The sequence below is a fragment of the Pantoea jilinensis genome (assembly GCF_019104105.1).
Taxonomy (GTDB): domain Bacteria; phylum Pseudomonadota; class Gammaproteobacteria; order Enterobacterales; family Enterobacteriaceae; genus Pantoea; species Pantoea eucalypti.
In genome coordinates, this window is record NZ_CP077748.1 from 326,364 (window position 1) to 347,769 (window position 21,406).

Consider the following 21,406-nt stretch of genomic DNA (forward strand, 5'->3'; position numbering starts at 1 on the left):
CGCTCCGCCCACCTTATTTAACCGCCCTCACGCGTGCCACAAACGTTTCTTTATTCCGGGTGCAGATTATTCATTACTGAAGCGGCCTACCGTGCTGGCCGCGCCCCGCGCATGGCCTTTCAGCTGGGCAACCAACTCTGCCTGGGTTAACCCCGCTTTCAGCTGCCCCACCGGTAAATCGGTGGCGATCAGCACAAAGTTATAGTGATGCAGACCACTGCCTGCTGGCGGGCAAGGCCCGTAATAATGCAGCGTGCCTGGCGTATTTTTTCCACCGGTATAATCCTTGCCCTTTGTCAGCGCCCCCTGCGCAAAAGACGTGCGGCTGGCAGGAATGTTATAGGCCACCATGTGCGTGACCCCCAGCCCTTTGGCCCCGACCGGATCGGTCATCAGCAGCGCAAAACTGCGGGTTCCCGCAGGCGCAGCAGACCAGTTGAGTTGAGGAGAAATATTCTCACCGGTACAGGAAGGGTTACTTTTATTGGCACCGGCAAACTTTTTATCCAGTAGCGCATTATCGCTGAAGTCCTCAGATTGCAGCGTAAACACCGACGCCGCCAGCGTGGTCATGGGCAACACGGCAAGCACCGTTGCGCAGAGTAATTTTTTCACCAGCCACTCCTTATCGAATTAACCCGAAAATTTTCCAGACGCATTACATCACTGCCTGCTTACTATAACGGCTTTCGCACAATTGACCCGGCAGCCTGCCTGTTTCGTGGCAGCGGAACGGCAAATCTATGATCTCCGTCGCGCAGACGCCGGCAGCTGACGCGTTGCCCTGTCACCCATTACCCGATATAAGTTAACGTCTGCGGCTGAAATATCGCCTGAATCCCTATGACTGTCACCAATAAGTGGACACTATGCAGATTGAAGACCTCCGGATTTATGTCGCCGTGATGCATGCTGGCAACTTTACTGCAGCGGCTGAGCAATTGATGTTATCGAAACAGTATGTCAGCCGCCGTATGGCTGCGCTGGAGGCGTCATTAGGGGTTCGCCTGCTGATACGCAATACCCGTAAGCTGTCTGTAACCGATGCAGGTTTATTGTTCGCGCAACATGCTCAGCGCATTCTGGATGAGATTCAGGAAGCAGAGCTGGCAGTGTCTGAGCAGCAACAGGCGCTGCGTGGCACCTTCCGCATTAATATGCCGATGTCCTTTGGTATGAGCCACCTGTCGCCGCTGATCGCCGAGTTCCTCAGCCACCACCCGGCATTGCAGTTTCAGATTGAGCTGGCGGATCGCTATGCGGATGTCATTGGCGAAGGCGTGGACATGGCGATACGCATCGGCACCCTGGCGGACTCAACGCTGATTGCTCGGCCGCTGGGCGAGCTGAAACGGGTGATCTGCTGCAGTCCCGGTTATCTGAAACGGGCTGGCACGCCGCAGCATCCCGATGAGTTACTGCAACACGCCTGTCTGCGTTATGGACGAGAAGGTCAGAATGGCTGGGAGTTGCAGGTCAATGGCAAAGCGAAATGGCTGGCCGTTCAGGGTCCGATGGTGAGTAACAATGGCGAAGTGCTGCGGGATGCGGCTCTGGCGGGTTTAGGACTGGTGCTGCTACCCGCCTTTATCCTTGAGACTGCGCTGCAACGTGGTGAGCTGGTGACGGTACTGGACGGCTGCCAGCCGCCACCCCTGTCACTGAATGCGGTTTACCCGCAGCACCGTCAGCGCAGCGAAGTAAACCGTCAGTTACTGGCGTTTTTACAGGCGCGTTTGGCGCCATAGGTGTGCCGGAAAGTTTAAAGCTGTTTTAACGCTGCAAACACTCTGGCGACCGCGACGGCACCCGGATCAGACACGCCGTTGAGGTTAGCACTGTTAAGATAAGATGATCGGCCCGCTTTTGCTTTCCCCATGCTGGCGGTTGCATCACTGCCCTGCTGTGCCGCATCAGCCGCCTCTGCCAGCGATTTACCCGCCACCAGTGCCTCGATAGCCGGTTGCAGCGCATCAATCAGCGTGCGATCCCCGGGTCGTGCCCCGCCATACTGTTTCATCTTGTCCAGACCCTGCAGCAAGGCTGCGGGCAGTGCACCACCTTCCGCCAGCTGCTGCGCGGCAGCGGTGAAAAAGATCGCCATCAGCACGCCGCTGGAGCCGCCCATCACCGTCGCCAGTCGTTCACCCGTCACCGCGAGCAGATCCGGTAAGGCATTTAACGGCAGCTTGTTATCCGCACATTCACGCTGGATCTGACGCGCACCTGCAGCAAAGGTCGAGCCGGTATCGCCATCGCCCACCTGGGCATCCAGTTTATTCAGCTCGCTTTCGCTGGCGATCAGGGTTGAACAGATGCTGTCAACGAAAGCCGCCACCGTCGGGTTATCAGAGGGTTGGGCCGTCTGTGCTGTTGCCTCTCTGGGGGCAATAACAGGCTGCAGAGGCGCAATTTTAACAGCCGGAACCCAGCCGCTGACCTCTACCGGCGCGCAGATTGCCTCCTCGAACAGCGGTGTCAACGTCATGGAGGTGACGGAAAAGCCTTTCATGTCCAGCGCGGTCATCAGCGGAGCCGGGCCAATCAGATAATCACTGCCCCGGCTGAGCGGCGACTCAATCAGGTCCCGCGTTACCAGACTCATCTCCAGCGCGGACATGCCACCAAGATTATTGACTAACAGCGCGCGTGGCTGATCGTTGTCCGGCACCACTTTCTCCAGCAGATGCTGCACAATCTGCTGACTGTTTTGCGTCTGCATTACGTCAACACCCGGTTCGCCGTGAATCCCCAGCCCCATTTCAACGCTGCCGTCTGGCACCCGCTGGCCGGTCTGCTCATCCGGCAGATGGCAGCTTGAGAGCGCAACGCCCATAGTGGCGATAGCACGACTGGCTGCCTCTGCTGCCTCGGTCACCGCCGCCAGGTCATCCCCCCTTTCTGCGACGAAGCCCGCCACTTTATGCACCAGCAACGTGCCCGCTACGCCGCGTGGCTGAGGGTTATCGGGCAACGCAACATCATCACCGACAATCACCATAGTGACGCTGAATCCCGCTTTACGCGCTTTTTCTGCTGCCAGACCGAAGTTGAGTCGATCCCCGGTGTAGTTTTTCACAATCAGCAGACATCCTGCCTCACCGGTAATATTGATGATGGCGTTGTAAACCGCGTCCACGCTGGGAGAAGCAAACACATCGCCACAGACGGCCGCCGTCAGCATCCCTTTGCCGATAAAACCGACATGCGCCGGTTCATGGCCTGAACCGCCACCGGAAATCAGCGCGACCTGCTGTTTTTGCCAGTCATTACGCATCACGATGCGAATGCGCGGATCGACCTGCAACCGGACCAGATTGCGCCACGGGCTGGCGTAAATCATGCCATCTAACGCGCTGTCGACGAGATCATCCTTTTTATTCATTACGAATCGGGTCATGTATTCTTTCCTCATAGGCATGCGGGTTTGCTGATGAAGCAGTGTTACATACCACTGACGACTGTGAGAAATCCATCAACAGGTCTATAGCCTGATTTCAGACATACCGCACGAAAACCAGCGGGCACAGGCGCAGCGATTTTTACTAATTGATTGATTTTTATCAAATGTCTTTACGTGAAAGTGAGAGGGTCTGCGCAGAACATCCACCGGAGATCACGGATGTTAAAAATTCATTTGTTAACAGAGGATGTTTTAATGACCCAACGTATGATTCTCAATGAAACCGCCTGGTTTGGTGCTGGTGCTTTGCGCCATTTGCCGGAAGAGGTACAACGTCGCGGGATGCGAAAAGCACTGATCGTTACTGACAAAGCGCTGGTCGCGGCGGGTGCGCTGAAACGGGTGACTGATCTGCTGGCGCACCATCAGCTTGACTGGGCGGTGTATGATGAGGTGGTGCCGAATCCTACCATTCGGGTTGTGCAGAAGGGTGTTGCGGTGTTCAGAGAGTCAGATGCCGACTACCTGATAGCCATCGGTGGCGGCTCACCACAGGATACCAGCAAGGCGATCGGCATTATTATTAATAACCCTGAGTTTGAAGATGTCCGCAGTCTGGAAGGCGCCAGCCCCACCCGCCATCCGTGTGTGCCAATCATCGCCATCCCGACCACGGCAGGCACAGCCGCAGAAGTGACGATTAATTACGTCATTACTGATGAAGAGAAGCGCCGTAAGTTTGTCTGTGTCGATCCTCATGACATTCCGAAAGTGGCGATCATTGATGCGGAGATGATGGCGAGCATGCCAGCTTCGCTGAAGGCTGCGACGGGTATTGATGCCTTAACCCATGCCATTGAAGGCTACATCACACGCGGCGCCTGGCCCCTGACCGATATGCTGCACCTCAAAGCCATTGAGATTATCAGCCAGTCACTGCGCAAATCGGTGGCAGGAAATATTGAGGCGGTTGAGCAGATGGCGCTGGGACAATATGTGGCCGGTATGGGTTTCTCCAATGTCGGCCTTGGTCTGGTGCATGGCATGGCACACCCGCTTGGCGCGTTTTATAACGTCCCGCACGGTGTAGCGAACGCTATTCTGCTGCCGCAGGTGATGGCGTGGAATGCCTCCTGCACAGGCGAAAAATATCGCGATATTGCCCGCGCAATGGGTGTAAAACAGGTCGAGTCATTATCGCTGGATCAGGCGCGGGAAGCGGCGGTCGCCGCGGTTCGTCAGCTCTGTCGCGATGTGGGTATTCCCCGCTCGCTGCGTGAAGTGGGCTTAAAAGAAGTGGATATCCCAGCACTGGCACAGGCGGCGCTGGATGATGTCTGCACTGGCGGCAACCCACGGACTCCGGACCTGGAGGAAGTGATGGCGTTATATCACCAGAGTTAAGTCACACCCCTTGGCGCTGTAATATATTGCCCGCACTCGCTGGCGGGCTTTTTACATCCTGCAAACGAATAACAGAGAAGTATTCGCCAGCGGTTGTAGGAATGCATTTGCGGCGGCAGCAAAGGTTTTAGCGACATTTTTCGGCCGGGTTTCAGCCTGAAATCGCCTGATGTGATAGTGCAGTTCAGCGTCCGAATTGCGCGCTTAATCCATGATTTCTTTAGATCCTAAACCGCGCACCTCTTGATCTGGATCACAAAAATCCGCATCATGCGCAGCGAAAACCTTAATGACGCTGCGGAGATTACGATGACACTGTACCAGGGAATGCTCATTTTCTATGCTGTTGTTGCACTGGTCGCTACGCTGATCACGTTCTTCATCGCAAAAGATAAGCTGAGTATCAAACTGCTGAGCGCCTTTTTAGTCGGTGCGACCTGGCCGATGAGTTTTCCTGTCGCCCTGATGTTTGCGCTGTTTTAATTGACAGAATCTCCTTAGCGACCACACTCAGGTAAGACGTCCCTGACCTGCAAACCGGCGATCACCGACGTAACTTTGTTCGTGACGGTTAATAAGGAGCGGCTATGCGCGTTGTCAGTGTGATGATTCTGGTTTCACTTCTTAGTGCATGTAGCGCCAGCGCCCCATGGCACGCTGAAAAACAGGTTCCCGCAGCCGAAACCCGTCAGCAGACCTGTCAGCCCGGCACCGATCCCAGCCAGAATGACTGCGGTCACTTCCCTGAACCTGAATTTCACTGATCGGTAAAACGGCCAACAGTGCTGCGAGATCGCATTTGCGCTATCTCATAGCATTACAAGGCTTTACACGCCGCTACCCGGTCAGTAGAGTAGCGTCCAGACATCAATTCTGATGCGTAAGCGTTAACGTCAAGCAACGCCCCCGCAGCACTGCTGCCTGTGATGATCCCTGCCATGATGCCTGTACAACACGCCGCTAAATCTCTTACTGCGTTTTCAAGCGCTACGTTTTTTTTGTTCGTCCTGCTGCTTACTGCCGCGAACCTTCGCGCACCTATTACTGTCGCTGGCCCGGTATTGCAGGATATTCGTCAGACATTTGGACTCACTGCCGGTGAGGCGGGCCTGTTTAATTTTATTCCACTTATTCTCTTTGCCCTGCTCGCCCCACCCGCCGCCTGGCTGGGAAATCAACTTGGGCTGGAGCGGAGTTTGTGGGGTGCGCTGTGTCTGATCACGGCCGGTTCACTATTGCGCTGGCACCCCGCCGAAGCAGCACTGTGGGGGGGAACGCTGCTGCTTAGCGCAGGCATTGCCGCCGCCAACGTCTTGTTGCCACCACTGATTAAACGCGATTTCACCGCCCACACCGCTAAATATATTGGTCTCTATGCTGCAACGATGTCGATCACTGCCAGCCTGGCTTCAGGCATTGCCGTGCCGCTGAGCCAGCTTTCATCGGCCGGCTGGCGACTCTCATTGGTCGTCTGGGCACTGCCCGGGCTGGTGGCGCTGGTTGTCTGGCTGCCGCTGTTGCGTCAGCGGCAGTCAACACTCGCGGCAACCGATGCGCCCGTCGCGTATCGTCATCCCTGGAAATCAGCCGGGGGCTGGCAGATCGCGCTGTTTATGGCGCTGCAGTCGCTGGCATTTTATACCCTGATCGACTGGTTTGCTGTCTTTGCTCAGGACAATGGCTTCAGTCAGACCCGTGCGGGCTGGCTGCTGTTCTGGTATCAGGCGATTGCGATCATTGCCAATCTGGGCTGTATGGTGATTCTGAAGCGGGTTAAAGACGCCCGGCTCACTGCATTCATTGCCTCATCAGGCATTTTCCTCGGCATGCTGGGTTTATTGCTCAATCCACAGTGGGCGATGATCTGGCTGACACTGGCGGGCCTTGGCGCAGGCGCATCACTGGTGCTCTGCCTTTCGCTGTTTAATCTGCGAGCCACGCATCATCGCCAGGCTTCGCAATTGTCAGGCATGGCACAATGTGTGGGTTATGCGCTGGCGGCATTTGGCCCTTTGTTTTTCGGCGTGCTCCATGAGCAGAGCGGTAACTGGACGCTGCCTTTCGGTGTACTGGCCCTGCTGAGCCTGTTGCAGATGCTGCTGGCTCCGCTGGCAGCGCAGTCAAAACCTATTAGCTGAGATTGCGGCGAGCCGCTAACAAATAAAAATTTGCCGGTCGCGGCTGGATTGCTTCGTCGATCAGCAAGAATGGACGGGAGAAAAGTGCGTGTCTGAACTGAATAATGCTCTGCTGCAGGCGATCCTGAAGCAGGTTCGTCCACTGGTGCATCAGGGAAAAGTGGCTGACTATATTCCTGCGCTGGCCGATGTGGCTGCCGATAATCTGGCGATTGCGGTTTGCCTGCGTGACGGCACCCTCTTTCAGGCGGGTGATGCTGAGACGCGCTTTTCGATTCAGTCGATCTCAAAGGCGCTCTCACTCACTGTGGCACTGACGCGCTATGACGACAGCGAAATCTGGCAGCGGGTCGGCAAAGAGCCCTCAGGTCAGCCTTTTAATTCGCTGGTGCAGCTTGAGCTGGAACAGGGTAAGCCGCGTAACCCTTTCATCAATGCCGGTGCACTGGTGATTTGCGATCTGCTGGAAACCCGTCTGACCGCACCACGGCAGCGAATGCTGGAAATTGTGCGTCAGCTCAGTCAGCAGCCCGATATTAATTATGATCGCCATGTTGCCCGTTCTGAATTTGAACACTCGGCCCGTAATGCAGCCATCGCCTGGTTAATGAAGTCGTTTGGTAATTTTGATAATGATGTCACCAGCGTGATGCAGACCTATTTCCACTATTGCTCACTTTCAATGAACTGCATTGAGCTGGCCCGCACCTTTATCTACCTGGCTAATCAGGGAAAAACGCTGGATGGCAGTCAGATGATCACGCCACGTCAGGCCCGACAGATAAACGCACTGATGATCACCAGCGGGATGTACGATGGCGCAGGCGAGTTCGCATGGCGCGTCGGAATGCCAGCTAAGTCAGGTGTGGGGGGTGGAATTATTGCTATCATTCCCGGCGAGATGAGCATCGCCGTCTGGTCACCTGGGCTGGACAGCGCGGGTAATTCACTGGCGGGAACCGCTGTGCTGGAATTGCTGACTGATAAGCTGGGACGTTCGATATTTTGATGCTGAGCGTGAATATTTAGCTCGCCGTCATAAAACACGGCGTAATTTCAGGATGTTGGGAAAGCCGTCTGATTTGAAGGGTGCCGCGCACTGGCGATGTGAGGCACCAGTAATTATCAGAGTGCAAAAAATATCTTAGTGTGAAATTTGTGTCAGATCGTCTTCATTCAGACCGGTCATCTGCATAACCGTGTTGCGATCCATACCATTCATCAGCAGGTTACGCGCAATTCTCAGGCTCGCGCCACGAACACCTTCTTTTCGTCCCTGTTCGATGCCCTGTTCGATGCCCTGTTCAATACCCTGTTCGATGCCTTTCTCAAGACCTATCTGCTCAAGCTGTTGTGCAATAGTCATAAGTGCGTTCTCGTGTTGGGGCACACGCCGTGCCAGCTCCCGTACAAAGGCTTTGGCGTCTGATGTTTCGCCCGCCTGTACCATGTAGTGTACCAGCGATATCACCTGTGATGAAGAGTGATCGCCTGCCATCAAAATGGATACCAGCCTGTCCATCAGCTCTGTCAGATCTCGCTGGCGGATGTGCTTTTGCAACAGGGTCAGAGCCGCCATGTTGCGGTGTTGCATGATCTCATCGTCAGGAATCACCGTGACATCGATCAGCGGAAAACTGTGGCTGTAAAGCCTGTCCGCCAGCACCGGGTCATCAAACTCATCCAGCCACCGGGTCGAATAGGGATAGGGCGTGCGTCTGCCGGTGTAAAACAGGATGGGTATCACCAGCGGCAATGTCTTATGCCCGGCTTCCAGATGGCGCTGCATAGCTGCCACTGCATAGCGCATCAGCCGAAATGCCATGTGTTTGTCAGGTGCTGACTGATGCTCAATAAGTACATGGATATATCCATCGCCAGCGGTTGTTTTAAGACTGTAAAGCACGTCGCTGAAGTACTGCCGAAGGTCATCCTCCACAAACGACCCCGACTCCAGCTTCAGGGTGCTGAGATCACAGCGTACGCGCAGCTCCGGCGGCAGGTGCAGCGCCATAAAATCCCGGGCAATATCCGGCTGAGTCAGAAATTGCCGGAATGTCGCATCATGAGGTGTGGGCGTGCTGTTCTTATTTTTCACTGGCCAGAATCCTTTCTGTTCCTGAAGCGCTTACAACGGCTGAGTCAGCCAGTAAAAGGCGCTAATTCCTGTCACGCACGAACGTTTAGTCACTGATGGAGATAACGAAACTAATAGCCTGATTAATAACCACTGTAAAAGGTGTCACCTGAATTCTACGAGGTTGCTCTGAATATCAACGCATGTCAGAGATTAAAACTATTTCCGCAAGGCCCGACTCACCACATTAACCGGCTCGCCCTGCATAAAGGCCGCGATATTGGCCATCACGCCAGTCACAAGATTCTCCACACCGCTGCGACTCGCCCAGGCAATGTGCGGCGTCAGCAGCAGAGTTGGCAGATCCGCCAGCAGCGGATTGTCGGGCGCGGGCGGCTCGCTGCTCAGCACATCCAGCGCCGCGCCCCCAATGACACCCTGTTTTAACGCCTTAGCGAGGTCGGCCTCGTTAATCAGTCCGCCGCGCGCGGTATTGATCAGCAGCGTATGCGATTTCATTTTCTCCAGCGCATGACGATCGATCATCTGACGAGTGCTGTCACTCAACGGGCAGTGAAGCGAAATAATATCGCTTGTCGCGAGCATCTGTTCGAAGCTGACATAACCCTCACGCACTCTGTCACTGCCTTTACGCTCGGCGTACTGCACCTGCATACCCAGCGCCTTAGCCAGCCTGCCGACCGCCTGGCCAATGTCGCCCTTGCCCACGATACCCAGCATTGCGCCGCCAATATCCCCTATCGGCTGACGATGCAGACAGAAGTGCTGAGCCTGCGGCCAGTCGATGCGGGTATTGCTGGCGTAAGCCATAATCTGACGGCGCAGGGCAAAAATCGCGGCGATAACCGCCTCTGAAACGCTCTGGGTGGAGTAACCAGGAACATTACTGACCACAATGCCGCGTGTACGACAGGCATCGAGATCAATACAGTCATATCCGGTCGCCGCGACACAAATAAAGCGCAGATCGGGTAAGAGTTTTAAGGTGTCGGCACGCAACGGCACTTTATTGGTGATCGCGACCGTGGCGCCCGTAAGCGCCGACACGATTTCACTGACCGAAGTCTGTGCACGAATTTCCCAGTCAGCATTCTGCTTTCCGGTCGGCAGTGAAACAGGCAGCGTGTCGCCATCCAGCATGACAATTTTCATTCTTAATCCTTTATGGGTTCGGTTTAACTGCAGCCGAAACATTAATGTTATTTGTATGTGTTATGGTGGTAACAACTACGTTAAATGATGCTGAAATTAAAGTGAATATGTTCAAAGAGTGCGAATTTTCTCGCTACAGAAGCCACTTTATTTAACCCTTTTATCCCCTTCGCGTTACACTGCCGCCCTGAATTCTGACCCCAAATGCCTGTTAAAATCATGCAGAGATCTGACATCCGACAGCGACTCACAGCCGGTATTGCGATACTGGCCGTGCTGCTGTTGTTTGTTGCCCCGATGATCTCTAAAAATCTGGCTGAACATCGCGCCATGATGCAGGATGCCTCTGCCATGAGCGCAGAGATGCCCATGATGGATCATCACAGCGAGATGGCGATGGCGGATCACGGGATGATGATGGGTTCGGGCTTTGCCTGTGGTTACTGCGATTTGCTGGTTCATGTGCCGCTGATGCTATGGGTCTTTATCCCGTTCATCTGGTGGATGTGCCTGATAAGCCGCGCCCCGCCTCCTTCTGCCATTAATCCGCCGCAATGGCGACGATTACTGCGCCTTCACCGACCGCGTGCGCCACCCTGTTTTGCGTCACACCGACTGCTAACTGATTCGATTGCGTGACAACGTCACCAGATCGCCTTTGTCTTTTGAAAAGTGTGGAATGCTATGTCCTCTAATCGGGAAATGTCCCCTGCACCACGCGGCACTGTTTTTAACCTGTTTCGCCGCCTGCATTTTTATATTGGCCTGTTTATTGCGCCGTTTATTTTCGTCGCCGCTCTCACCGGTACGCTCTACGTTCTTACGCCGCAGCTGGAACAGGCGATTTACCACGATGCCCTGACCACTGACGCGCAGGGTGTCGCACAACCGCTGTCAGCTCAGATTGCCGCTGCCCGTGCCCGTGCCGGTGAGTCCGCGCGCATTTACGCCGTGCGTCCCGCACCAGGCCCGCTGGATACAACCCGGGTGCAGTTTGCTGAGCCTCAGTTGGGTCCATCTGAGTCGCGCTCGCTGTTTATCGATCCCTACACCCTGCAGGTGAAAGGCGATATGACGGTCTATGGCACCAGCGGTGTGTTGCCGCTGCGAATGTGGCTGGATCAGCTGCATCGCGGCCTGTTGCTGGGAGATTTTGGTCGCAATTACAGTGAACTGGCGGCTTCGTGGCTGTGGGTCGCCGCGCTGGGTGGACTCGTTTTATGGGCCGGCACGCGGCCACCACGACACCGTAAAAAAGCGCTGAGTGGCTTTGCAGCAACGCGTCACTGGCACGTCACGCTGGGCCTGATTCTGGCCATCGGCCTGGTGTTCTTTTCAGTCACGGGGCTGACCTGGTCACAGTGGGCGGGCAACAACATTGATAAGATGCGCAGCGACTTCGGCTGGACAACGCCGCAGGTTAACACCGCGCTGAATGGTAACGTTCCTGCCGAAGCCGCCGATCCCCATGCTGACCATCGCGGTGCGATGGAAGGAATGACGATGTCCGGGATGACCATGCCAGCGAAAACCACGCCGCCGGTGATCCTGAATCAGCCGAATGCCAGCTGGGATCAGGCCCTGGCGGCTGCACGTCAGGCCGGACTTCACGCCACGAAACTGGAACTGCGCCAGCCTAAGAACGCTGAACAGGCATGGACAGTGTCAGAGATTGATCGCAGCTGGCCGAGCCAGGTCGATGCAGTTTCCATCAATCCGGGTAATTTCAGCGTGGTCGATCGCGTTGAGTTCGCCAGCTTCCCGCTGGTGGCGAAACTGACCCGCTGGGGCGTGGATGCCCATATGGGCGTGCTGTTTGGCCTGCCCAACCAGCTGATTCTGGCGCTGTTTGGCTTTGGTCTCTGCACAATGATTGTGCTGGGCTACCGCATGTGGTGGATACGTCGCCCGGCTGTTCCTCAGCTCAGCCCATCGCAGACGCTGTTGTCCGCCTGGCTGTCACTGCCGCGCTACGCACAGTGTACCAGTCTGATTGTCATGCTGGCCCTGGGCTATGCCCTGCCCGTTATGGGTGTCAGCCTGATAGCGCTGATTCTGCTGGATATTCAGCGCTGGCGCAGTGCGCAGCGAGCCGCTATCGTTCAGGTGGAAATCGCCCCGGATAAGCAGTCGCCGCTGGCTATCGTTCAGTCGCGCTTCGCCGGTAAACGTAAAGAGATGCGTTATTTTCTGCGCAGCGTCACGGTGCTGGCGCTGATTGTCATCTCGGTAATGGCAAATGCGATGATTGGTGGCGTGATTGATCAGTATCAGATCCCTTTCAGCCACTGGTCACTGACTATGTATATCACTCAGGCGATGATGATCCTGCTCTACTCCACCGTCTTTACCGGGCTGTTGTCGATTCCACTCTGGTATTTCTTTCTGGGTGAAAGTGACGAACAGGGCAAGTAGGCTGCCAGCACGGCAAATTGTCTATTATTCAAAATAACTGACGAAGCCGGGCAAATCCCCCGGCTTCTCATTTTACGTCTGAGGTCTATGATCGTTGCTATTGGTCACTTTATTTAAGAGCTAATCATGAACATTGTGCGAGCAAATCCTGAGCAACTTTTTGAGTACGGTCCTTTCACCGTTCGTCGCCAGCGGCCCGGCGCTGCCCTGAGCCCGCTGATCAGTGTTGACCTGATGTCGTTAAAACTGGATGCCCGGATTCCGATGCAGCAGCATCAGAATGAAGAAGTGTTCACTTACCTTTGGCGCGGTTCGATGCAACATCAGGACAGCAACGGCGAGCGCACACAGCTCTCTGCAAAGAAAGTGATGGTGGTCAATGCGGGTGAAGGTGTTCAGTACGAAGAGTCGGTGCCGCTGTATGAAGCGGAGCTGTTGCAGGCCGTGATTCGGCCTTCACAGCCGGGCGGGGAAGCGATGACTCAGGTGCTGGAACGCGATCAGGGCATTATGACCAACGGCTGGACCGAACTGGCCGGGCCAGAAACGTCTGACGCGCCACTGGAACTGCGCCAGGAGGTCTATATCTACGACACGCTGCTGGCGCGCAACCATACGCTCAATGTGCCTTCAATGCCGGGATTTGTCGCTTATCTCACCGTGCTTGAAGGCATTATCCGCGTGGGCGATCACCGTCTGGGTCGTGGAGACGCAGTCAGCGGGCTGGATGACACCATTGAAATCGTGGGCGACCGTGAGGCTAATCTGGTCTGTTTCCTGGTGAAGCCCGATAATTTTGCATAAGAAAGCGCGGGACTCTCCCCGCGCTGATTAAAGCGTTTTACGTTGCTGCCTCGCCTGAACCCGTTTATAGGCATGATCAAACTGACAGACATCGTCGCGCAGCCAGTGACGCTGCGTCAGCGGGGCATCATCCAGCGCCTGTGGCAGCGGCACGCCTCCCAGCGATCCCCGACAGCAAAAGGCGCGCGCCAGCGTTGGGGTTGCGATGCCAATATAACGGGCAAATTCAGGTAGCGTCATCAGTGTTGTACTCATTTCACACCTCCAGTAATCAGATCTTCCCCGCTATTTTGACTCCAGTTATTAAATGCCTTTATTGATCTGAAACATAGATGTGATACTAATCTTCTGCCTGCTGATGAGATAGCTGGCCTACGTAAACCAAAAAGAAGTGAGGACCCTGTGCGCCATTATGGATTGATGATAGCCCTTCTTTTTTCGGGTTTCGCCACTGCCCACACCCTGAAAACGGGTTTTCCTGTCCCCACCGTCTATGTCGCCGACAAAGGCGAAATGGTGCTGAAACAGGGCGACATTCATTATCAGCGCTGGAATAGTCAGACTCTGACCGGAAAAGTGCGTCTTGTGATTCATGTGGCGGGTCGTCTCTCTGCGAAAGATCAGAGCGAGCCTTTAATCAATGCCATTCAGCAGGCCCGACTGCCGCGAGACCGTTTCCAGACCACCACCATCGTCAATACTGACGATGCTCTGCCCGGCAGTGCCATTTTTGTACTGCGCAGCATTGCGTCCAGTAAAAAGGCTGACCCATGGCAGCAATTCATTATCGACAGCAGTGGCGTTACCGCTCACAGCTGGCATCTTCTGCCGGAAAACGCGTCAGTGGTCGTCATTGATCCGAAGGGAATTGTGCGTTTCGCCAAAGATGGCGCATTATCTGACGAGGATGTCGCCAGCGTGATAAAAACGCTGCGCGCATTACTGGGTTGATTCAGGCAGAATGCCCCGTTAATTATCGACGTTAAACACGGAATGCTGCTGAATTTACCGACATTTTTATCTCTGTGAACTACGCTTAGTTGTAATGGAATTACCCGCCGTTCTTTGAAAACCTGCCCACTATGCAAGGGCAGTCGGGGACGATTATTGAAGATGGCATCGAAGAATTTCGACCTGCTGTGACTTCCTCTGTAGATAAGGACAGCCATGATGACGGTCTGTGCAGAACAACACGTCAATTTCAACCGCAGTGAGGCTGCGAGCCTGTTGAACGAGATTGAGCAACGGCTCGACCAGCTTTTACCGGTTGAAAGTGAACGTGACCTGGTCGGCGCTGCAATGCGCGACGGTGCGCTGGCACCGGGAAAGCGTATTCGTCCACTGCTGCTACTGCTGGCCGCGCGCGATCTCGGTTGCGACGTCACGCCCGCCGGTTTGCTTGATCTCGCCTGTGCAGTGGAGATGGTCCATGCCGCCTCCCTGATTCTGGATGACATGCCCTGCATGGATGATGCGCAGTTGCGTCGTGGACGGCCGACCATTCACTGTCAGTATGGCGAACATGTGGCGATTCTGGCCGCGGTTGCACTGCTGAGTAAGGCATTTGGCGTGGTCGCCATGGCAGAAGGCTTAACAGCGGCCGCCAGAGCAGACGCCGTCGCGGAGTTATCCCATGCGGTCGGTATGCAGGGACTGGTGCAGGGTCAATTCAAAGATCTCTCAGAGGGTGACAAACCACGCAGTGCTGATGCCATTCTGATGACCAATCACTATAAAACCAGCACGCTGTTCTGCGCCTCAATGCAGATGGCCTCCATTGTGGCAGAAGCGTCTGCAGAGACCCGCGAAGAGCTGCACCGTTTTTCACTGAATCTCGGCCAGGCTTTCCAGCTGCTGGACGATCTTACCGACGGCATGGCCGATACCGGCAAAGATACCCATCAGGATGAGGGTAAATCGACGCTGGTGAATCTGCTTGGGCCTCAGGCAGTGGAAACGCGACTGCGAGACCATCTGCGTTGCGCCAGCGAGCATCTGCTCTCGGCCTGTCAGGACGGTTATTCCACACATCATTTTGTTCAGGCCTGGTTTGAGAAAAAACTCGCTGCCGTCAGTTAAGGATGCTGCATGAGCCACTACGCGGTCATCGCACCGCCCTTTTATAGCCATGTGCAGGCGCTTCAGCATCTTAGCCAGGCTTTAATCGCGCGCGGACACCAGATTACCTTTATCCAGCAGACGGACGTCAGCGCGCTTCTCACTGACCGGCGAATTGGCTTTTTCCCACTGGGATTAGCCTCGCATCCCGCGGGCAGTCTGGCGCATACCCTGCAGCTGGCGGCGCATCCTCTTGGCCCGTCGATGCTGAAACTGATCAATGAGATGGCGCGCAGCACCGATATGCTCTGTCGCGAATTGCCGGTGGTGCTGAACACGCTGGCGATCGATGGCGTCATCGTCGATCAGATGGAACCTGCCGGTGCATTAGCAGCAGAGTTTCTGAATCTGCCTTTCGTTTCGGTTGCCTGTGCGCTGCCGCTAAACCGTGAGGCAGATTTTCCGCTGGCCGTGATGCCATTTGACTATGCAGGGACAGATCAGGCGCGCGAACGCTATCGCACCAGTGAAAAAATCTACGACTGGCTGATGCGGCGTCACGATCGGGTGATCGCCCGCAATGCTCATGCAATGGGATTAGCACCGCGCGAAAAACTGCATCACTGTTTTTCACCGCTGGCACAGATCAGCCAGCTTATCCCGGCACTCGATTTTCCCCGCCAGACCCTGCCCGACCATTTCCACGCGGTTGGACCTCTGCGCGCTGCGGAATCGTCATCGGCTGCGTCGAAGACACGCTATTTCACGCAGGACGACAAACCGAAGGTTTTTGCTTCACTCGGCACCCTGCAGGGTCATCGCTACGGCCTGTTTAAAACCATCGTCCGTGCCTGTCAGGAGATTGACGCGCAGTTATTGCTGGCGCATTGCGGTCGCCTGTCACCGTTTCAGGCGGAGAAACTCGCGCAGGCCAGCCATGTTCAGGTGGTCGATTTTGCCGATCAGGCAGCGGCTCTGGCGCAGGCCGATCTGGCCATCACCCACGGCGGGATGAACACGGTGCTGGATGCAGTTAACCACCTGACGCCGCTTCTGGCGATCCCGCTGGCCTTTGATCAGCCAGGCGTTGCGGCCAGAGTGGTCTGGCACGGTATCGGACGTCGCGCATCACGCTTTACCACCAGCCACTCAATGGCCCGCCAGCTCCAGACCTTGCTGGCAGATGAAAGTTACGTTGAGCAGATGAAAACGCTGCGCACCGCCCTTCGTCAGGCGGGCGGGACAACACTGGCAGCGGACATTGTCGAACAGGCGATTCTGACCCGTAAACCGGTGCTTAAGAGGAGAGATTATGCCGCGGTATGATCTTATTCTGGTGGGTGCGGGACTGGCAAACGGCCTGATTGCTTTGCGCCTGCGTCAGCAGCGGCCGTCCCTGCGCATTCTCTTAATTGATGCCGAAAGTGAGCCAGGCGCGCATCACACCTGGTCATTTCATGCGGAAGATCTGACTGAAACACAGCATCACTGGATTGCGCCACTGGTCGTTCATCACTGGCCCGGTTATGAAGTGCGCTTTCCTCAACGACATCGTTCCCTGAACAGTGGCTATTTTTGCGTGACCGCAGAGCGTTTTGCGCAGGTCATTCGTGACAGATTTGCGTCGGAACTGCTGCTGAACACCAGAGTGGCGAACATCGCTTCACGCTCGGTCACGCTGGAGGATGGCCGCGTACTGGACACTGACGCGGTGATCGATGGTCGTGGCTATCAGTCCGATACCGCGTTGCGTATGGGCTTCCAGTCGTTCGTCGGGCAGGAGTGGCAGCTCAGTGAACCACACGGACTGACTGAACCGATCATCATGGATGCGACGGTGGATCAGCAGGCAGGCTATCGTTTTGTCTACAGCCTGCCGTTTTCTGCCGATACACTGCTGATTGAAGATACCCATTATATTGATCACGCCACGCTGGAAGGCGATCGCGCCCGTCAGAATATCCGTGACTATGCCGCGCAGCAGGGCTGGAAACTGAACCAGCTACTGCGAGAAGAGCAAGGCGCGTTACCGATTACACTGACCGGCGACGTGGCTGCCTTCTGGCAGAAACGCGATTTACCCTGCAGTGGTCTGCGTGCCGGGTTATTTCATCCTACCACTGGCTACTCTCTGCCACTGGCGGTCTCACTGGCTGACCGGCTGGCTCAGATGCAGACGTTTACCTCTGAAACCCTGCACGCCACCATTGCGCATTTCGCCAGTCAGGCCTGGCAGCAGCAGCGCTTCTTCCGCATGCTAAACCGGATGCTGTTTCTCGCGGGTCCGGCTGACCAGCGCTGGCAGGTTATGCAACGTTTTTATGGACTTCCCGAAGATCTGATCGCCCGTTTTTATGCGGGAAAACTCACTTTGTCTGATCGGCTGCGTATCCTAAGCGGCAAGCCACCGGTTCCCGTACTGGCGGCATTACAGGCTATTATGACTCCTCACCGTCAACAGGCGATGCAATGAATAGAACGACAGTAATTGGCGCAGGCTTTGGTGGTCTGGCTCTGGCCATTCGCCTTCAGGCGTCCGGTATTCCCACCCGACTGCTGGAACAGCGTGACAAGCCTGGCGGCCGGGCTTATGTCTATGAGGATCAGGGCTACACCTTTGATGCCGGTCCAACGGTAATCACCGATCCGAGCGCCATTGAAGAGCTGTTCACGCTGGCGGGCAAAAGGCTCTCTGACTATGTCGAGCTGATGCCAGTCAAGCCGTTTTATCGCCTCTGCTGGGAGTCTGGCAAGGTATTCAGTTATGACAACGATCAGCCAGCGCTGGAAGCACAGATTGCTGCGTTTAACCCGCGTGACGTTGAAGGCTATCGGCGCTTTCTTGACTATTCCCGTGCGGTGTTTGCGGAAGGCTATCTGAAACTCGGCACTGTGCCGTTTCTCTCTTTCCGCGACATGTTGCGTGCTGCACCTCAGCTGGCAAAGTTACAGGCGTGGCGCAGTGTTTACAGCAAAGTGGCAAGCTACATTGAAGATGAACATCTTCGTCAGGCATTCTCTTTTCACTCGCTACTGGTGGGCGGAAATCCCTTTGCCACGTCGTCAATTTACACCCTGATTCATGCACTGGAACGTGAATGGGGCGTCTGGTTCCCACGCGGCGGCACTGGCGCCCTGGTTCAGGGCATGGTGAAGCTGTTTGAGGATCTGGGCGGGGAAGTAGAGCTGAATGCCAGCGTTGCCCGTCTGGAGACGCTGGAAAATAAAATTACCGCCGTGCATCTGGATGACGGGCGGGTATTCCCGACCCGTGCGGTCGCCTCTAACGCGGATGTGGTTCACACGTATAGTGAATTACTGAGCCAGCATCCGGCATCTGTGGCGCAGGGGAAAACCCTGCAAAATAAGCGCATGAGTAACTCGCTGTTTGTGATCTATTTTGGCCTGAATCATCATCATGATCAGCTGGCGCACCATACGGTTTGCTTTGGTCCGCGCTACCGCGAATTAATTGATGAGATCTTCAACAAAGACGCGCTGGCAGAGGACTTCTCACTCTATCTGCATGCGCCCTGCGTGACCGATCCGTCACTGGCACCTGAAGGCTGCGGCAGCTATTACGTGCTGGCGCCCGTGCCGCATCTCGGCACCGCCGATATCGACTGGAGTGTTGAAGGTCCGCGCCTGCGCGACCGCATCTTCGACTATCTGGAGCAGCACTATATGCCGGGCCTGCGCAGTCAGCTCGTGACGCACCGCATCTTCACGCCGTTTGATTTTCGCGATGAGTTGAATGCCTATCAGGGCTCGGCGTTCTCGGTGGAGCCGATCCTGACGCAGAGCGCCTGGTTCCGGCCGCACAACCGCGATAAGACGATCAAAAATCTCTATCTGGTCGGTGCAGGCACCCATCCGGGCGCGGGTATTCCGGGCGTCATTGGTTCGGCCAAAGCCACTGCAGGATTAATGCTGGAGGATTTGGCTTGAACAGTCCGTCACTGCTCGACCATGCCGTAGAAACCATGGAAGTGGGTTCAAAAAGCTTCGCCACGGCATCGAAGCTTTTTGATGCCAAAACACGACGCAGTGTGCTGATGCTCTACGCCTGGTGTCGGCACTGTGACGACGTGATTGACGATCAGGTGCTGGGCTTCAGTAACAATACGCCGTCGCTGCAATCTGCGGAACAGCGCCTGGCGCAGCTGGAGATGAAAACGCGTCAGGCCTATGCCGGATCACAGATGCATGAACCTGCCTTTGCGGCCTTTCAGGAGGTGGCGATGGCGCATGACATTCTGCCTGCTTATGCCTTTGATCATCTTGCAGGTTTTGCGATGGATGTTCGCGAGACACGCTATCAGACGCTGGATGATACGCTGCGCTACTGTTATCACGTGGCGGGCGTGGTGGGTCTGATGATGGCGCAGATTATGGGCGTGCGAGACAATGCCACGCTGGATCGTGCCTGTGATCTCGGGCTGGCATTTCAGCTGACCAATATTGCGCGCGATATCGTTGAAGATGCTGAAGCGGGACGCTGCTATTTGCCCGCCGAGTGGCTGACTGAAGCGGGTCTGACACGAGAGACGCTGGCTGACCCGCATAATCGCCAGGCACTGAGTCGCGTGGCCCGTCGGCTGGTAGAGACGGCCGAGCCCTATTACCAGTCGTCGTTAGCCGGACTACCCGGTTTGCCTCTGCGCTCAGCGTGGGCGATTGCTACTGCTAAACAGGTGTATCGTAAAATCGGGATGAAAGTTGTTCAGGCGGGTTCACAGGCGTGGGATCAACGCCAGTCCACCAGCACACCCGAGAAACTGGCTATGCTGGTGGCGGCATCAGGTCAGGCGGTTACTTCCCGGATGGCGCATCCTGCTCCACGTCCCGCTTACCTCTGGCAGCGCCCCGTTTAACACCGTGACGTTCCCGCAGCGTCGCCTGCAGTTTTGACAACGGCGGCGCATAAAGGAAACCAAACGAGACGCAGTCCTCTTTGCCACGTACAGCATGATGCATGCGGTGCGCCATATAAAGTCTGCGCAGATAACCCCGGCGCGGAACATAGCGGAACGGCCAGCGTTGATGAACCAGGCCATCATGCACGATAAAATAGAGCAAACCGTAAAGCGTCATCCCCGCGCCAATCCACTGCAACGGCCAGACACCTGTGCTGCCCAGATAAATGAGCAAAATCGACAGGCAGGCGAATACCACTGCATAAAGGTCGTTAACCTCAAACCAGCCTTTATGGGGTTCATGATGTGACAAATGCCAGCCCCAACCCCAGCCGTGCATGATATATTTGTGCGCCAGTGCAGCCGTTATCTCCATACCGATAACGGTGACCAGAACAATCAGGGCATTCCAAATCCACAACATAGTTTCTCCCGAGCATGCATCCTGCAAAGTGGCGCAGAGGTTCAATTTTAACAGAAGTTGGGGAAAACCGCGTTCAGGAGATAAACAGAGGATAACGGGAACGGGGCGGGCACCTTCGTGCGTGAAATATCTTTCAGGTTAAATCGTGATCCATTGGTGTGCGAAACGCGTGACGTGCAGCAACCATTAACTGACTGGCGGTTACCGTGGCGGGCAATCGCATTAAAATTTTACTCGCCTGCCAGTAACATAAGACCATGACCTCATCCTCCTCTTTTTCTGCCAGTTCATGCAATCGGGCGCGGAGTGACAACACATTGATACTCTGCTGCTCGTCCAGCATGTCTGAGATCGTCTGGTTAATGACGCGATGCAGAGTTTTCCAGGTGAGATCGGTATGCAAAATTAACCTCTTTTAACGCTTATCGGCTCGGGGCAGGCGATCAGCAGGAAAGTCGCAGAGATGGCTTCATCATGCAGATAGCAAACTCTGCGGGTAACTATAGCGCTCTTCAGTTCAGCTGACGATAAAGAGTCAGATAATGAGAATGCTATTGCCTTTAATTCTAGCGATCAATGGACCTGCCTGTCTCC

General features: G+C 55.4%; 22 protein-coding genes. 15 read left to right on the forward strand and 7 right to left on the reverse strand.

Annotated features, from left to right (window positions below):
* Positions 1-66: 66 nt before the first annotated feature.
* The gene (locus tag KTJ90_RS20970) at positions 67-615 is read right to left on the reverse strand and encodes a YbhB/YbcL family Raf kinase inhibitor-like protein (RefSeq protein ID WP_337028546.1); all 549 of its coding nucleotides are present in this window, start codon (positions 613-615) and stop codon (positions 67-69) included.
* Positions 616-869: 254 nt separating this feature from the next.
* On the opposite strand from KTJ90_RS20970, the gene KTJ90_RS20975 reads away from it, so the two are divergent.
* On the forward strand, positions 870-1,748 hold the full coding sequence (locus KTJ90_RS20975) for a LysR family transcriptional regulator (RefSeq protein ID WP_485526054.1): 879 nt from the start codon (positions 870-872) through the stop codon (positions 1,746-1,748).
* Positions 1,749-1,762: 14 nt separating this feature from the next.
* Here the strand turns inward: KTJ90_RS20975 and KTJ90_RS20980 are convergent, their stop codons facing one another.
* On the reverse strand, positions 1,763-3,400 hold the full coding sequence (locus KTJ90_RS20980; RefSeq protein WP_187513054.1) for a dihydroxyacetone kinase subunit DhaK: 1,638 nt from the start codon (positions 3,398-3,400) through the stop codon (positions 1,763-1,765).
* 258 nt (positions 3,401-3,658) lie between these two features.
* Here KTJ90_RS20980 and fucO point away from each other — a divergent pair, with 258 nt between their 5' ends.
* From fucO to glsB, 5 genes are all read left to right on the forward strand, one after another.
* Complete coding sequence (gene fucO, locus KTJ90_RS20985) at positions 3,659-4,807, forward strand: lactaldehyde reductase (RefSeq protein WP_499026817.1); 1,149 nt, start codon at positions 3,659-3,661, stop codon at positions 4,805-4,807.
* A 309-nt stretch (positions 4,808-5,116) separates the two neighbouring features.
* Positions 5,117-5,290, forward strand: a complete 174-nt coding sequence (locus KTJ90_RS20990; protein WP_008924737.1) for a GhoT/OrtT family toxin — start codon at positions 5,117-5,119, stop codon at positions 5,288-5,290.
* Between the two features lie 104 nt (positions 5,291-5,394).
* Positions 5,395-5,571: a hypothetical protein gene (locus tag KTJ90_RS20995; RefSeq protein ID WP_003851540.1), complete on the forward strand. Its 177-nt coding sequence runs from the start codon at positions 5,395-5,397 to the stop codon at positions 5,569-5,571.
* A gap of 174 nt (positions 5,572-5,745) precedes the next feature.
* A complete protein-coding gene (locus KTJ90_RS21000) occupies positions 5,746-6,945 on the forward strand; it encodes a CynX/NimT family MFS transporter (protein WP_499026819.1) in 1,200 nt (399 codons plus the stop codon).
* Between the two features lie 88 nt (positions 6,946-7,033).
* Complete coding sequence (gene glsB, locus KTJ90_RS21005) at positions 7,034-7,954, forward strand: glutaminase B (RefSeq protein ID WP_110411820.1); 921 nt, start codon at positions 7,034-7,036, stop codon at positions 7,952-7,954.
* Positions 7,955-8,089: 135 nt separating this feature from the next.
* On the opposite strand, the gene KTJ90_RS21010 is transcribed toward glsB, so the two are convergent.
* Complete coding sequence (locus tag KTJ90_RS21010) at positions 8,090-9,043, reverse strand: Rpn family recombination-promoting nuclease/putative transposase (protein WP_485523343.1); 954 nt, start codon at positions 9,041-9,043, stop codon at positions 8,090-8,092.
* A gap of 198 nt (positions 9,044-9,241) precedes the next feature.
* On the reverse strand, positions 9,242-10,195 hold the full coding sequence (locus KTJ90_RS21015; protein WP_499026822.1) for a D-2-hydroxyacid dehydrogenase: 954 nt from the start codon (positions 10,193-10,195) through the stop codon (positions 9,242-9,244).
* 219 nt (positions 10,196-10,414) lie between these two features.
* Between KTJ90_RS21015 and KTJ90_RS21020 the strand changes: the two genes are divergently transcribed.
* The 3 genes from KTJ90_RS21020 (at position 10,415) to KTJ90_RS21030 (ending at position 13,414) form a co-directional block, all read left to right on the forward strand.
* Positions 10,415-10,834 (forward strand): DUF2946 domain-containing protein, encoded by a 420-nt coding sequence (locus KTJ90_RS21020; RefSeq protein ID WP_008924742.1) that lies wholly within the window; start codon positions 10,415-10,417, stop codon positions 10,832-10,834.
* A 45-nt stretch (positions 10,835-10,879) separates the two neighbouring features.
* A complete protein-coding gene (locus tag KTJ90_RS21025; protein WP_499026824.1) occupies positions 10,880-12,610 on the forward strand; it encodes a DUF2534 family protein in 1,731 nt (576 codons plus the stop codon).
* A gap of 126 nt (positions 12,611-12,736) precedes the next feature.
* Entirely contained in the window at positions 12,737-13,414 is a 678-nt protein-coding gene (locus KTJ90_RS21030) for a pirin family protein (protein ID WP_008924744.1), read from the forward strand.
* 27 nt (positions 13,415-13,441) lie between these two features.
* Here the strand turns inward: KTJ90_RS21030 and KTJ90_RS21035 are convergent, their stop codons facing one another.
* A complete protein-coding gene (locus tag KTJ90_RS21035; RefSeq protein WP_003851555.1) occupies positions 13,442-13,669 on the reverse strand; it encodes a hypothetical protein in 228 nt (75 codons plus the stop codon).
* 165 nt (positions 13,670-13,834) lie between these two features.
* Between KTJ90_RS21035 and KTJ90_RS21040 the strand changes: the two genes are divergently transcribed.
* The 6 genes from KTJ90_RS21040 (at position 13,835) to crtB (ending at position 20,346) form a co-directional block, all read left to right on the forward strand.
* Positions 13,835-14,365, forward strand: a complete 531-nt coding sequence (locus KTJ90_RS21040) for a YtfJ family protein (protein ID WP_499026827.1) — start codon at positions 13,835-13,837, stop codon at positions 14,363-14,365.
* 219 nt (positions 14,366-14,584) lie between these two features.
* A complete protein-coding gene (locus KTJ90_RS21045) occupies positions 14,585-15,493 on the forward strand; it encodes a polyprenyl synthetase family protein (protein ID WP_033762527.1) in 909 nt (302 codons plus the stop codon).
* Positions 15,494-15,502: 9 nt separating this feature from the next.
* Positions 15,503-16,798, forward strand: coding sequence for a glycosyltransferase (locus KTJ90_RS21050; protein WP_105099684.1), 1,296 nt, complete (start codon positions 15,503-15,505; stop codon positions 16,796-16,798).
* The gene (gene crtY / locus KTJ90_RS21055) at positions 16,785-17,945 is read left to right on the forward strand and encodes a lycopene beta-cyclase CrtY (protein ID WP_457171638.1); all 1,161 of its coding nucleotides are present in this window, start codon (positions 16,785-16,787) and stop codon (positions 17,943-17,945) included. The genes KTJ90_RS21050 and crtY overlap by 14 nt, the downstream gene beginning before the upstream one ends.
* The gene (locus KTJ90_RS21060) at positions 17,942-19,420 is read left to right on the forward strand and encodes a phytoene desaturase (RefSeq protein ID WP_140033836.1); all 1,479 of its coding nucleotides are present in this window, start codon (positions 17,942-17,944) and stop codon (positions 19,418-19,420) included. Before crtY ends, KTJ90_RS21060 begins: the two co-directional genes overlap by 4 nt.
* On the forward strand, positions 19,417-20,346 hold the full coding sequence (gene crtB / locus KTJ90_RS21065) for a 15-cis-phytoene synthase CrtB (protein ID WP_039661374.1): 930 nt from the start codon (positions 19,417-19,419) through the stop codon (positions 20,344-20,346). The genes KTJ90_RS21060 and crtB overlap by 4 nt, the downstream gene beginning before the upstream one ends.
* Here the strand turns inward: crtB and KTJ90_RS21070 are convergent.
* Together KTJ90_RS21070 and KTJ90_RS21075 are read right to left on the reverse strand one after the other, a co-directional pair.
* Complete coding sequence (locus KTJ90_RS21070; RefSeq protein ID WP_033762477.1) at positions 20,285-20,812, reverse strand: sterol desaturase family protein; 528 nt, start codon at positions 20,810-20,812, stop codon at positions 20,285-20,287. The genes crtB and KTJ90_RS21070 overlap by 62 nt on opposite strands.
* A gap of 133 nt (positions 20,813-20,945) precedes the next feature.
* Complete coding sequence (locus KTJ90_RS21075) at positions 20,946-21,215, reverse strand: hypothetical protein (RefSeq protein WP_003851569.1); 270 nt, start codon at positions 21,213-21,215, stop codon at positions 20,946-20,948.
* Positions 21,216-21,406 lie beyond the last annotated feature (191 nt).